The organism is Kangiella koreensis DSM 16069 (assembly GCF_000024085.1).
GTDB classification, from domain to species: domain Bacteria; phylum Pseudomonadota; class Gammaproteobacteria; order Enterobacterales; family Kangiellaceae; genus Kangiella; species Kangiella koreensis.
This window is the reverse complement of sequence record NC_013166.1, coordinates 1,262,000-1,275,333: the sequence shown is the minus strand read 5'-3', so window position 1 is coordinate 1,275,333 and position 13,334 is coordinate 1,262,000. Positions and strand designations below refer to the sequence as shown.

The following is a 13,334-nucleotide window of genomic DNA, read 5'->3' as shown; positions in this document are numbered from 1 at the left end:
GACTTAACTCTGATCTTCTTTAAAGGTTCTGCAAAGAACCTCTATAAAAGAATTAAACGACTTTGCGACCTTTATAAAAACCATCTTTAGTCACGTGGTGACGACGATGGAGTTCACCAGTTTCACTTTCAACTGATAATGTTGGTGCGCTCAAAGAGTCGTGTGAACGACGCATGCCACGCGTAGAGCGAGTTTTACGATTCTTTTGTACAGCCATGAGGTTTCTCCTGCTTAATCAAACTTTAAATCTTTTAAGGCATTAAAAGGGTTATCCTTTTCTGCCTGCTCAATTGTTTCTTCTGGAAGCTCACCTGATTGGTAGGTCTCCAGCTCTTTACACTCACCAAATAAAGGTATGAGTGGTAGTGTTAAAATCAGCTCATCTTCTACTGCTGATTTTATATCTAATCCGTCTTCGCCAACAAGCACAGGCTCCACATCATCTGGGGCGTTGTTCATTTGCTCTTCCGAATACACCGGACGCAAAACTGCTTGGCGGTCAAGTTTGAACATAAAAGGTTCAGTACAGCCCTGACATACTAATTCGACTTCACCAGTGAGAGCCACATGCAGTGAAGTTGTACGAGTGTCTTTAACCCTCTCACCATTGATTTTACAGTGAATTTCGCCTTTTGATGAATTCAGCAACTGGCGAAAACGCTCGAAATAATCAATCTCAAGGGTGGCATCAATTTCTTTGCCCTGGTCCACGAATTTATTGGGACTGAGCGATGCCGGGAACCTGCGACTTGACATAGGCGCGCAATAATACATATATCTTGTGGTCTAGTCAAAGCAAACCCGCTATTTTTAAGCAAATTATGCCTATTTGATTGCTTTTTTAGCTAATTCTTACACAATTGAGCCTAAGCAACTGATTCTCTAATAAAAACTGGGATAAAAAGGGCTGATTAATATGCCGCAACCACACATTATACTCGCCTCTTCTTCGCCGTATCGAAAAGAGCTCCTGAGTCGAATTCTTGAGAATTTCGAGGCAATATCGCCCGATATCGACGAAACACCCTTCCCCGACGAAGAGCCCATAGAGCTGGTGGCGCGTCTGGCTCAACAGAAAGCCCTCGCAATCGCGGTCAGCCATCCCGAAGCACTGGTCATAGGCTCGGATCAGGTCTGCGTCCTTAATAATCAGATACTGGGCAAGCCAGGCACTATGGATAAAGCCATTGAGCAGCTTAAAGCCTGTTCAGGCCAAACGGTCACCTTCTACACCTCCTTATGCGTCACCAATGCAAATGAAACAGCCCAGAACACCACAGTCGTCGCCACCAAAGTAAGATTTAGACAGCTAAGTGATAAAGAGATCATCAGCTACCTTGAAAAAGAACAACCGTTCGATTGTGCTGGCTCTTTCAAATGTGAAGGATTAGGAATTGTCTTATTTGAAGCGATTGAATCGAAAGATCCAACCGCCTTGATTGGGTTACCGTTAATAGCTTTGGCAACCAAGCTTAGAGAGTTAGGTGTGCAGCTTATTTAAGATACGTAGGGTACCCCTAGGGCAGGATCTGCGTCGCGACGCACCGTTAAAACATGATGACTAGCTCCAGCTCCAAAATTCATACCACTTACTGTTTTGACGTCTGATACGCTCAGCTGCCTTATATCGGTCAATCGCATCATTAACATTGATATGTTCGTTCGGATCTATAACTTCAAAGGTTGGTTCTGGCTTATCCCTTAACCATTGAAATATAAAGTTATATTTATAGCTTAAAGCAATCACCACAAAACTTACTAGAAGTATCTGCCAACTGTACTTGCTGAGAAAAATTGCCATATAAAAACCGATGCCATAAAAGACAATATGGAGCACAAGAAAAGTCAAAATCAGGTGTCGTCTTTCCACTTAAATGTCCTTTTATTTTTGCTGTTAAAGCTCATCTCAATTAGCCTACTGGGGCCTTATAATTTTTCCGCCGCGTCAGGACGCAGATCCTGCCATAGGGGTACCCTACTAACTTTGATACTTTACTACCAGTAGTGTATACAGATAAACCTTTACCTGTAAGTAAAAAATATGATTAGAGTTGTCAGAAGAACAGAGATAGGAGTCAAAAATAGTATCGCCTTTTTATAGAAATTCTTTTTCCTTTCTGTCAATGAGTCATAATCTTCTTTTATTCTGGCTAAATTGTCCTTACCAAATAATACCTTCATCAGAATTGATTCGAAACACACAACTGCTATTAACACGTAGATATGGTTTTCTTTGTTTAGAACAAATATATCCAAGAAGTTGAGTATCAATAGTAATAGCGCATACAACACTAAGTGAGACAGTCCTACAAATATCCCGATATCTGCATTGTTAACAGTCTTCCCTTTCTCTTTTAAATATATGTAATATCCATAATATAGCCTTTTGTATATGGAAATCATCAAACCTCACCCTACGTCAATGTACAAATATGTCTTGGATATTAATGGTTTTGGCTCAAGAAAAGCAGTTACTAATTAATCTATCTTTCCAACTAACCAAAATAATATTGAATCTGATCAACCAGGTTGCGACAGGACTGTAAATACGAATTTCCAAATAAGTTGTAGTGGTTGAGGTAGTGGTAAAGATTGTAGATGACCTTTTTCTGTGGGTAAACACTGGTTCTCGAATAAACCGCATCATAGGCTTCATAAAAGCCATCATTAAAGCCGCCGAACATTTCGGTCATGGCTAAATCCACTTCGCGGTCGCCATAATAGACCGCTGGATCTATCAACCAAGGGCCTTGCTCATCAAACAGGACGTTGCCAGACCATAGATCGCCGTGTACCAAACTGGGGTGAATGCAATGGCGGTTGAGCCAGGTTTCCAGTAAATCCTTTCGCTCAAGTATAGGCTCTTCCAGTAATTTTTTCACTTTGGGGTCTTTGATTAAGTTGGTTTGATAGAGCAGTCTTTGTTTGACGAAAAATTGCCCCCAGTGATCGAACTTGCCATTAATCTGTGGATTAAGACCAATATAGTTATCCTCGTCGAATCCATAATAGTCTGCTTTAACTTTATGTAAATGAGCCAGGCCCTCACCTAGCTGCTCCATTAACTGTGGATTCCAGCTTGAGCTGTTCACTTTTTGCAGTACTAACTGTTCATCAGAAACCGATTGGATTTTGGGAATGTTTAAATGAGGAACTTGGTGGTCTTGAATGGTTTGGCGCAACAAGTCCAGACCTTTAGCCTCTTGAACAAGGTGGTCATTAAACTGGGAACTGTTACTTTTATTGAACATTTGATCGTGGCATCCGTAATTTATCAATCCGTTAACAGCTGTCGATAAATGGCTAGGCTTTCATCATCATAGCAACAGAAAATAATTTCTCTTAACGATTCCGCCCTATTGGAAAACACTTTGCAGGCATTGACCGCAATCATGGCCGCCTGTTGTTTCGGGTAGCCATAGGCTCCTGTACTAATACAAGGAAAAGCGATGCTTCTCAGTTCTTTTTTCTCAGCCAGTTGCAGGCTGTTGATGTAACAACTGGCTAGTAGCTCTGCTTCATTATTATCGCCGCCATACCCCTCTTTACCAGACCAAATGGGTCCCACCGTGTGAATGACATACTTGGCAGGAAGGTCGTAGCCTTTAGTAATCTTGGCTTCACCAGTCTCGCAGCCACCTAAAGTTTTGCACTCTTCCAGCAACTCAGGTCCAGCCGCACGATGAATGGCGCCATCCACTCCACCGCCTCCAAGCAAGCTTTTCTTGGCGGCATTAACTATCGCATCCACATAAAGCTGAGTAATATCGCCCGCATCCAGTCTTAGCTTCATCCTGACTCCTTGCCGTTACTTGTATAACCTTTTACTTGTATAACTTTTGATAAGCCTCCCTATCTATAGCATATTCGAGCGCATCAATACCAAACAGAGTTATCTTTTTGCTCAATGACTCACCCAGCCGCTCTGCGACTTTGATTGAAGGAACATTATCGGGTTGTATCATGCTGATAATTCGCTCCTGATTCAGGACTTCGAAACCATAGCCAATGGCAGCTTGACCCGCTTCGGTGGCATAACCTTTACCCCAGGCACTTTTGTGTAGTACCCAGCCGGCCTCAATCGCCGGCCATCCCTCAGGTTGAATAAGTCCTGCTCGGCCAACAAACCGCCCTGTACTCTTTTCTTCCAACGCCCACTGACCATAGCCATTGAGCATCCAATGCCCCGCCATGGTAGCCATACTGCGCCAGGCATCATGTTTAGACATGGGCTTGCCAGAAAATAAATAGCGGGTAATATCCGGATCGGCCATCATTTCATAATATGCAGGCAAGTCAGATTGTTGGTAATGGCGCAAAATAAGACGCTCTGTTTCAAGAACAGGTACTTTAATGACAGTTTCTTGGGAAGTCTTCACAGAAAATTGAGCTCTCAGGTATTAAGTTGCATCGATAAGTTCTACAATCTTACAAAAGGTCGACTGGAATGAACACTCTTATGAAACAGTTTCTATTAGCTTTACTGGTAACTTTTAGTTTTTCAGCAACCGCTGAATCTGGCTGGGTTGGTGCTTTAGCGCCGGACTTTAAACTCCAAGACCAAAATGAAGAATGGCGCAGCCTGGAAGATTACAAAGGCCAATGGCTGGTGCTGTATTTCTACCCTAAAGATGACACACCAGGCTGTACTACCGAGGCGAAAAACTTCCGCGATGGCTATAAAGACATTAAAGCCCTCAATGCTGAAGTGGTTGGAATCTCGCTGGATGATGTGGAGTCACACAAATCTTTCGCGGAGATTCATGATTTACCATTTAGCCTGCTGGCGGATGTGGATAAAGAAGCCGCCACCGCTTATGACGTTTTAGGTGGTTTCGGTCCAGTAGAATATGCCAAACGCCAAACTTTCGTGATTGATCCAAATGGCAACATCGTTTATCACTATGATGATGTTGAACCAGACACACACATGACTGATGTGGTCGCAAAATTAAAGGAATTGCAAAAAGGCCTGGCTGAATAACAGCCGGCCTAAGCTACCTTAGTTTTAGCCTCTGGCTCAAACTTAATAACTCGATCATCAGAAATATCCAGAGATAAGACTTTCTTTTCCATCATTTCTTTTAATAGCTTCCCTTCTACTTTGAAGTAGGAAGCTACATCACTATCAGTCGCCACTGAAACTAACTTGCGACGATTTTTACCCCTAAATCTACGCTCATTGATTTTTGCCCATGCCAAAAATATGGCTCCAAGCAGTACAATGACCTGAAGATAAATGAGCAAAATATCGGCAAACTCTTTATATCCACCGAGCTCGATCATATGGTTATAAAACAACTCAAAACCAAAGTACCAGGCAATCAGACTAATCAGTGGTTGCCAAAGATAAAAAGTTATTGCCCAGAAAATAAAAGTCACACTGAGATAGGTGATTTTATGGTGGGTCTTAAGTGCCTCGGGCTTATCAATGATTAAGTTTTTCATTCTAAATTCCTCGGTCAGGACTTTTCCAGGTCGCACGAATCCCTTCCTGGCGAAGCAAAGCTTTGGGGACTCCTACGATGACGGTAATAACGTTAATCAACCAGTAAGCCAGCGGATACCAGATCATCCAATAATAGTATCTACCAAGTCCCTTATCGTAAGAACTATCAATAACCAGACTGACCGCAAACTGGAGCAAGCAAGTCATGGCCAACATAACGCCGTTCCAACCAGGAATGATGGTGCCGATATGAAATGGCTCAGGGATATTAATGACCAGGCCAAGGGTCCAAAGGACAATGATTCCTGCGGCAACATAACTCCAGACGGCACTGATGATATACTCAGCGGCGACTATCCACATGCGGCGACTGCGCCATTTAAATAGCTGCTTAAAATATCGCTTAAAAACTTCCATGCCGCCCTGAGCCCAGCGCAATCTTTGCTTCCATAAACCAGCGAAAGTTTCAGGCATTAAAATCCAGCACAAAGCATTGGGCTCATAGCGCACTTCCCAATGGTTTAACTGTAAACGCCAACTGACATCAATATCTTCAGTAATCATGTCGGTGGTCCAATAACCAATACGATGCATGGCTGATTTTCTAAATGCCGATACAACACCAGAAACCGTAAAAATTCGGCCATAAATTCTTTGCGCACGCTTTATCAAACCAATTATTGAGGAGAACTCACCGACCTGGATTTTGCCTAATAACGTTGTTCGATTCCGAACTCTTGGGTTACCAGTAACGGCCCCTACGCGTGTTCCGCCATCATTAATGAAGTGGCTAACTAACCAATGCACTGCGTGCTCTTCTAGAATGGCATCACCATCAATTCCCACCAGGTACTCATGTTTTGACAGCATCGCTGCCATATTCATGGCCATGGCTTTGCCTTGATTAGATTCAAGATGCACTACTCTCAGGTTTTCAAACTCTTCACTCAATTCATCAAGAACTTCCCGAGTATTATCGGTGCTCCCATCATTCACGGCGATGACTTCGAAATTAGGATAAGTCTGCTGGAACAAACGCTCTATGGTTTCTCTCGCTAACTCTCCCTCATTAAAACAGGGTAATAAAACACTGACGCCAGGATAACTTTTAAGTTCTGGGGGTTCTGAATAGGACCTTCCACCCGCATGCTCCCAATGAAAGCGATAGTAAATGGCACCAATCATCCAGACATATGCCATAAATAAGGGATAATAAAATGCAAAGGAAAATAAGAATTCCATAAAATTATTCATCGGAAGTCTCCTCTGATGGGACGCTACTCAGTGAGATACCTTTGATGATGGTATTGAGTCTTGGGTGATCGTTGATGAAGTCATCAGGATAGTAACCAAAATGAATAAATCCTTGTCGCATAAACAGTTCCATTTGTTCTAGTAGAATCTTCTCTTTGATTTTTGATTGGGTGCGCCAATCAACCGTCTGAAGTTCAAGTACCACTTTGTTCTTATTGGGTAATTTCTCCATATGCTGAAGTAGTTGCTTCAGCCACTGCATCGGCTCTTTTGCCTGCTCCATAAACGGCATCGCCATGACTGCAGTAATGTCATAATTATCAGAAAAGCTAGACAGGTCCTGGGCATACCAGCGAGCTGCCTGCCGATTGATAATTGGCTGAGAGTACAGGTTACGCGCCGTAACGACTGAACCGTTATAACGCTCCAGAATAGTTGCTAATTCATGAGTAAAATCAATTAATGCGTTTGTTTTGATTCGAGTCCACTCATCAATTATTGAGGGAGAGCGCAAATCATCTATTGAATCAAAAACTAAACCATGGCTTCGATAATAATTAAGCGCTTCAGGGCTAACATCTTCAAAGTCAGTCAGAAAAGCGTCATCGTGAAATAACACACCTGCAACATAACTGTAACGAGCCAAATCCGCGTAGATACTCTTGATGGATTCTTGTGCTTCTGGAGAGAAAATGGATAAGCGACGATAGTTATTTGTTGAGGGTACTATCTGACCATCTCGCCATTCTTTAACCCCATGCTGCAAGTAAAACTCATCCCCCAGATTAAAAGCTGAAACAGGCATCCAGGCAAAAACCTTAACCTCGGCACGAGTTTTCAACTGCCAGGCAACTCGATTAAACAAGTCGGCTTTAACCGGCATCATGCGATTGGGAAAATAAAGTGCAGAAGCATTGCCGTCGCCATCTTCATCAGCAAAAGCCTGCAGATAGACATGCGAAACCTTAAGGGTACGAATGCGATCTAAAAGTGCACTTAAATTGCGATGCTGTTGCTCGGGATCGGGATCGTACACATAGTCCAGATCGATATGTACCGCTCTATGTGGAGCTTTATAATCGTAAGGTTCAATAGCGGTACTGATATCTGCATCAATGGGATTATCACTGATCAGGTAGCGACTAATATGTTCACTTTTATTGATCTTATTATTTACAGTTGCATCGATAAGGTTATTGGCACCCGTCCCCAAAACCAGTGACTGTTTAAAACCAACCTCTTGAGCGATTTCCCAGGTCTGTCCGCTATAACTACCATAAGGCCAGACGATCGCTCTTGGGGCAACACCGGTATGCTTATTTATTAGATCGTAACTGATTTTAAGATCATGCCTGATGCGCTCCTGATAGGCTTCTTCTGACTCATAGTCAGTTCCATCAAAGATACGTGTCATTGCCGCAGGTTGTGAATTGCCTTGTGGGTTACCAATCACGCCTTGATGAAGGTTATGGCTGTGTGATGCAATTTCGATCAGTCCAGAATCTTGCATCTCAATTATTTGTTCCCAAGTTAAGAACTCATTGGAAGACTTCAATATCCTGCCGTACTGCACAGACTCAGGACTTTCTATCCAGCTGGTTACCAAAGCAAACGTCGCTGGATAGTTATAGAGTTTAAGCAGCAGATAAATTTGCGTGTAAAAGCTGCGATAGCCATCATCAAAAGTCAGGTACACAGCTTTTTCAGGTAAGGGAGCTTTGCCGCTCCTGGCTGCGATAATGTCATCCAGGCTCACCACTGTGTATCCATTGTCTTTCAGCCACTCGAAATGCTGGATCAAGTTTTCAGTAGTAACCATCCCGCTATCTTGATGTAGGCTCTTAATGGGGTTTGGGGTGACATCGTGATAGCACAACGCAAAAAAGTCAGACTGCGGGCTTGCTGACGCGAAATGCGACACACACAGAATACAACTTAGAAGTAACTTTTTTATAACACTCATAAGATTACTCCATAGCTCAAATTAAACACTGGGCCATTTTCAATTTGTCCGTCATAAACTTGCTCGCTATAGCCAATCGAGTAGTTAAGGAATGAACGCTTATTGAGTTGCCATTGATGCTCATAAGAGATTCCCCACGTGGCATCTGATGAGAACCCTTGTTGCTGATAACTACCCACTTGAAAATTAAGCCCATGCCACAAACTGGTTGGTGCATGTTTATAGAGCATTCTGAAATAAGAAATATCTAACGAAAGACTTAGTGCAGAGTTAGGATTAAAGTACAAACGATTAGTGTCGGCGCTATTAGTTTCACTATATAAGAACTCAGACAGGGTTAAGCGTTGCTCAAAATCATGCACCAATATATGTGAGCCAGAAAGGCTATAAGCTTGGCGTTGATTACCGTCCGAGAAATCTGAGCCTTGCCAACCCAACGAATAATTGTTTCGTTCGTCTTGTCGATAGGAAAGTGAGAGCGCACTCAAATCTGCACTGACATTACTAAAGAAAGCTCTGACTGGAATCTGCTTGTTATAAGTTTGATGCTCAACGTTAAAGCTAAAGTAGTCATCAAAAAAAACACTGCTACTGAGCCCTGCTTCGAGCCCATTCAACTCTTCAACCTGATAAAGTTCTAACTCAGTAGTATGGAGCTTGCTCTGATATTTAGCCCCAAAGCCAAATGCACTAACACTTTCGCTCTGTGCAAAAAAGCTGGAGTGATTCACTTGCGACTGAGCGAACAATCGCCAGTGGTCATTAAATTGTGAGCTGTAAGCAGAAAAATTATAGTTACGGTCTTTGCTCGAAAAATTCGACCCACTACTATTGGCTAAAGTAGTCGAGAAATATAATTGTGGTGACGTAGCAATATCATAATCGTCTTTTAAGCGAACGACCGGAAGTGTTTCAGAAGTGTTTAAATTGTCGATTGCTTCACGAGCTTGTTGAAACTCACGGTCAGCAAGGTCATTATAAATTCTCGATATTTCGGCGGGCTGGTAATCGCCATCAGTGGCTTGAATAATATCAATCTGCTGATTAGACGCCTCAACAAATCCACGCCAACGCAAGACATCAGCATAGTTTTTTCGATACTCATTATTGCCCGGTGCAGTATTAAGTAGACTCTCAAGTTGAGATTGTGCTTTTCCTAACTGATTAATATAAGCAAAGTGCATTGCTTCCATCAAACGCGCCGACGGAAAGTCTGGGTTGGAGCTTCGGCGCGACTTGTCAGGACTGTAAATCCATTGCTGGTTATTAGCCTCAATGTGTTGCAAATACATCTGCGCAGGTTCGATATAACCACTATCAAGGGCTGCATAATAACCCGCCTTCAAAGCATCATTATTATCCAAAGCTACCTGTTTATTGGTGAAAGCCGTGTCTAGTAGCTCAAAGGATTTCAATGCCTGATATTGAGCTTGATAAGAGTCAGCTAAAGCAACAATGCCATAGTCTGGCATAGTTGACTGATAGTCTTGCGTGCTTTGAGCTAGTTGTAGTACCTGATCGTGCAGGCCAGCCTTATTCAACACTAATAAGCGATCAGCATAGGCCGTTGCTATGACTTTCTTCTCACTTGAAGAGTCGGCTTCTAATTGCGTTAAATAATCTGAGTTAGCCTTAAGGGCCTCATTGATAAATTTAGAATTTCGCTGAGCACGTGGGTCTCTGGCTATTCGTCTGACTGCTTTTGTGTTTTTTATCGAAGCCAGCTTAAGCCAATCATCATCTTGGTATATCTCAGGACGTTGCTTCATAGCTCGCTCAGCAGGATCAATGATTCCTAGTTCAAGCAAGTTAAGAGTCCTGAGCCTGGCAACATCAGCTTCACTAGAATCAAGAGCGAGAATCTTATCGTAGGTACTGACTTTTTCAACGGCCCTGCTCTGTTGCTGGTTATAAAGATAGGCCAGCAAAGACAAAGCTTCTTGATGTTCAGGATCTGCTTCAAGAACCTTTTGTATGCTCAACTCTGCAATGCTCCACTGTCCTTCCCTAATATCTAAAGCTGCTAATCCTAATTGAGCATTGGTGAAATTGGGATCTTGAGCAAGCGCCTGTGAATAGAGCTCTCTGGACAATGAATAGTTTTGTATCTCACGTGCGGATAACGCAACGACATTGAGCGCGTAAGTTGGCAACTCCTGATTTTGCAGATTAGACTGATAGAAACTAACGGCCTGGATATAACGCCCACTCCACCCCAGCAAAGTAACATAGTCAGCTAAAAGTCTTGGCTGCTGAATTTTGCTTGCAAGCGCCAGCTCATAGATCTCAATCTGCTGAAACAAAGACGGGTAATTAGACTTAATGCGTTTAACCCACAGCTCATAATTAGACTGTAGAAGATCAAACTCTAAATCTTTATCTTTTACCCAAGAGTTATTTGAATTATTACGACTTTCCTGGTCAGTAGAACTTTCCTTTATAGGGCTGCCATCACCTTCTAGTGAGCTTTGGCTCTGATAAGCTAAGACAGAATGTGAAGTAAAGGAACTTACTGCCAGCGTAAACACTAGCTTTATAAACAATGCGCTATCCGAAATATTATTATTTAATGCAAGCTTGCATTTTAATAAATTCCCAAGCGCATCACTATAGAAATGTGAGCTAGATCAAGGATTTTTATGTTTATTTGTGGGTCGAATGTATCTTTCTGTAAAGCAAGCTGACAAGTTTAAAAGCTCTTTAATTCTCGAATATCATCAATGATGGCTTGCGGGTTGCAGGTCTTTATCATTTCGACGGTATGAGCACCAAAGCTCACTCCAATGCCCCCTATTCCCGCACGTTGTGCCATTTCCAAGTCAAAAGTGGTGTCACCCACCATAATCGCCTGATCTGGCTTTGATTGTGTATGGGCTAACAGTTTATGCAGCATTTCTGGATGTGGCTTGCTTTGCGCTTCATCACTGGCAATAGTGACGTCAAACATAGACATTAAACCTGATTCGTTCAAAACTCGGTCAAGGCCATGACGCGCTTTACCGGTCGCGACTGCCAGCAGGTAACCTTGGCTTTTCAGATGCTCAAGGGTCTCTTCGGTACCTTCAAACAAAGGACTGGGTGTTTGATCACCTTCAACGTATTGATAGCGGTACTCTTCAGTGATCCAGTCATGATCATCAACTTCTGGAAACAGTCGGTAATAGCATTCAGTTAAGCTTAAACCAATAATGCCACGCACATCGTCCACCGATGGGATAGGCAATTTTAAATTGGTGGCGGTGGTTTGCATGGCTGAAACGATACGTCCTGTTGAATCCATCAAAGTGCCATCCCAGTCAAAAACGATTAATCGGGTCTGCTTTGCTATCATCGACGTAAATACTCCAGGGTTTTCTGTAAATCTGCGGGAAGCGGTGCCTCGACCCTAATGGCCTTATCTTCCGGGGTCACTTTAAAGGTTAACGAATATGCATGTAAGAATAAACGACCAGATAAGCCCTGACGCTTAAATTGCTCAGTCACATCATCGTTGCCATACTTGGGATCACCAACCAGTGGATGTCCTGCCTGTTGTGCATGGACTCGAATTTGGTGAGTCCTGCCAGTTACAGGCTCGGCTGACACCAAGCTGAAGTTTTTGAAAACCTCAACAACATTAAAGGAGGTTAAAGATGGCTTGCCGTTCTCTGTGACTCTGACCACTCGTTCACCTGACTTTAAATGGTTCTTAGCAAGCGGAAAATCAATGTGTTTTAGTTTAGCCGGCCATTTCCCTTCCACAAGCGCCCAATATTGCTTACTCATCAACTTTTTCTGCAGCTGTTCATGCAGAAAACGCAGCGTGCTGCGCTTTTTCGCGATTAACAAACAACCTGAAGTGTCACGGTCAAGTCTATGAACCAGCTCTAAAAATGGTGCTTCAGGTCTTAAAGCTCGGAGGGCTTCAATCACGCCAAAGCTCATTCCGCTACCACCGTGTACCGCCATGCCATGCGGCTTATTCAAGACGATTAAACGCTTATCTTCATACAAGATAGCGCTTTCGAGCTCTTGAACAATGTTTAGCTTTACTGGAACTTCAGTTGCCGTATTGGTCGTTTTAACGGGGGGAAGTCGAACCGAATCGCCTTCTTTAATTTTGTACTCTGCTTTAATTCGGCCTTTATTGACGCGTACTTCACCCTTCCTCAGCATTTTATAAATGTGAGATTTAGGAACGCCTTTGAGTTTTTTGAGCAAAAAATTATCGATGCGCTGACCGGCTTCTTCGGCATGCACTTCAACAAATTGGACTTTTGGACGGGATTCACTATTCATCGGGCGCAACTATACCTGAAAACATTCCAAATCAATAGCTTAAAAAAACAAAAGATTGCCCTGTCTATATAAGCAGTCTATAATGCGCAACAGAGCTACATGCTCAAAAAGAGCGCCTGGTGTCGCTCCTTCCACCTCAACTAGCAGCCGCTTTATAGTAAAGCAGGCAAAAATTGAGGCCAACGGAAGCAAACAACACCTCAATATGAAGGTATGAAACCAGCACATAGAGTAAAAATACTATGCAAAGCTGAGATACCATAACAGCAGAAATGATTTTTTAAAGCCGGTCACCGGAAAATAGCAGAATTGTAGAGTAGCTGATTGATACGTTTACACGATAAACGTTAACGTTACTCGGTTAGTTTGGCTTCTTTCGCGCACAACAAG

14 protein-coding genes are annotated in these 13,334 nt (G+C 42.8%); 2 read left to right on the top strand and 12 right to left on the bottom strand.

What is annotated here, in order from left to right:
• Nucleotides 1-52: 52 nt before the first annotated feature.
• Nucleotides 53-217, bottom strand: coding sequence for a 50S ribosomal protein L32 (gene rpmF, locus KKOR_RS05960; protein ID WP_012801117.1), 165 nt, complete (start codon nt 215-217; stop codon nt 53-55).
• 14 nt (nt 218-231) lie between these two features.
• Nucleotides 232-756, bottom strand: coding sequence for a YceD family protein (locus KKOR_RS05955; protein WP_012801116.1), 525 nt, complete (start codon nt 754-756; stop codon nt 232-234).
• 154 nt (nt 757-910) lie between these two features.
• On the opposite strand from KKOR_RS05955, the gene KKOR_RS05950 reads away from it, so the two are divergent.
• The gene (locus tag KKOR_RS05950) at nt 911-1,501 is read left to right on the top strand and encodes a Maf family protein (RefSeq protein WP_187287335.1); all 591 of its coding nucleotides are present in this window, start codon (nt 911-913) and stop codon (nt 1,499-1,501) included.
• Between the two features lie 60 nt (nt 1,502-1,561).
• On the opposite strand, the gene KKOR_RS05945 is transcribed toward KKOR_RS05950, so the two are convergent.
• The 4 genes from KKOR_RS05945 to KKOR_RS05925 all read right to left on the bottom strand — a co-directional run bounded on the left by KKOR_RS05945 (nt 1,562) and on the right by KKOR_RS05925 (nt 4,379).
• Nucleotides 1,562-1,870 (bottom strand): hypothetical protein, encoded by a 309-nt coding sequence (locus KKOR_RS05945; protein ID WP_012801114.1) that lies wholly within the window; start codon nt 1,868-1,870, stop codon nt 1,562-1,564.
• Between the two features lie 625 nt (nt 1,871-2,495).
• A complete protein-coding gene (locus tag KKOR_RS05935; RefSeq protein WP_012801112.1) occupies nt 2,496-3,251 on the bottom strand; it encodes a fructosamine kinase family protein in 756 nt (251 codons plus the stop codon).
• A gap of 23 nt (nt 3,252-3,274) precedes the next feature.
• Nucleotides 3,275-3,793 carry an O-acetyl-ADP-ribose deacetylase gene (locus KKOR_RS05930; protein ID WP_012801111.1) on the bottom strand — a complete coding sequence of 173 codons (519 nt, stop codon included), beginning with the start codon at nt 3,791-3,793 and terminating at the stop codon, nt 3,275-3,277.
• 31 nt (nt 3,794-3,824) lie between these two features.
• Nucleotides 3,825-4,379: a GNAT family N-acetyltransferase gene (locus KKOR_RS05925; RefSeq protein WP_012801110.1), complete on the bottom strand. Its 555-nt coding sequence runs from the start codon at nt 4,377-4,379 to the stop codon at nt 3,825-3,827.
• 80 nt (nt 4,380-4,459) lie between these two features.
• Here KKOR_RS05925 and KKOR_RS05920 point away from each other — a divergent pair, with 80 nt between their 5' ends.
• The gene (locus KKOR_RS05920) at nt 4,460-4,984 is read left to right on the top strand and encodes a peroxiredoxin (RefSeq protein WP_228638790.1); all 525 of its coding nucleotides are present in this window, start codon (nt 4,460-4,462) and stop codon (nt 4,982-4,984) included.
• An 8-nt stretch (nt 4,985-4,992) separates the two neighbouring features.
• Here the strand turns inward: KKOR_RS05920 and pgaD are convergent, their stop codons facing one another.
• The 6 genes from pgaD to rluC all read right to left on the bottom strand — a co-directional run bounded on the left by pgaD (nt 4,993) and on the right by rluC (nt 12,944).
• A complete protein-coding gene (pgaD, locus tag KKOR_RS05915; RefSeq protein ID WP_012801108.1) occupies nt 4,993-5,448 on the bottom strand; it encodes a poly-beta-1,6-N-acetyl-D-glucosamine biosynthesis protein PgaD in 456 nt (151 codons plus the stop codon).
• Nucleotide 5,449: 1 nt separating this feature from the next.
• Nucleotides 5,450-6,703: a poly-beta-1,6-N-acetyl-D-glucosamine synthase gene (pgaC, locus tag KKOR_RS05910; RefSeq protein WP_012801107.1), complete on the bottom strand. Its 1,254-nt coding sequence runs from the start codon at nt 6,701-6,703 to the stop codon at nt 5,450-5,452.
• Nucleotides 6,696-8,666, bottom strand: a complete 1,971-nt coding sequence (gene pgaB, locus KKOR_RS05905; RefSeq protein WP_012801106.1) for a poly-beta-1,6-N-acetyl-D-glucosamine N-deacetylase PgaB — start codon at nt 8,664-8,666, stop codon at nt 6,696-6,698. The genes pgaC and pgaB overlap by 8 nt, the downstream gene beginning before the upstream one ends.
• Nucleotides 8,663-11,209: a poly-beta-1,6 N-acetyl-D-glucosamine export porin PgaA gene (gene pgaA / locus KKOR_RS05900; RefSeq protein WP_012801105.1), complete on the bottom strand. Its 2,547-nt coding sequence runs from the start codon at nt 11,207-11,209 to the stop codon at nt 8,663-8,665. The genes pgaB and pgaA overlap by 4 nt, the downstream gene beginning before the upstream one ends.
• 146 nt (nt 11,210-11,355) lie before the next feature.
• Nucleotides 11,356-11,997 carry an HAD-IA family hydrolase gene (locus KKOR_RS05895; RefSeq protein WP_012801104.1) on the bottom strand — a complete coding sequence of 214 codons (642 nt, stop codon included), beginning with the start codon at nt 11,995-11,997 and terminating at the stop codon, nt 11,356-11,358.
• Nucleotides 11,994-12,944 (bottom strand): 23S rRNA pseudouridine(955/2504/2580) synthase RluC, encoded by a 951-nt coding sequence (rluC, locus tag KKOR_RS05890; protein WP_012801103.1) that lies wholly within the window; start codon nt 12,942-12,944, stop codon nt 11,994-11,996. Before rluC ends, KKOR_RS05895 begins: the two co-directional genes overlap by 4 nt.
• Nucleotides 12,945-13,334: the final 390 nt, after the last annotated feature.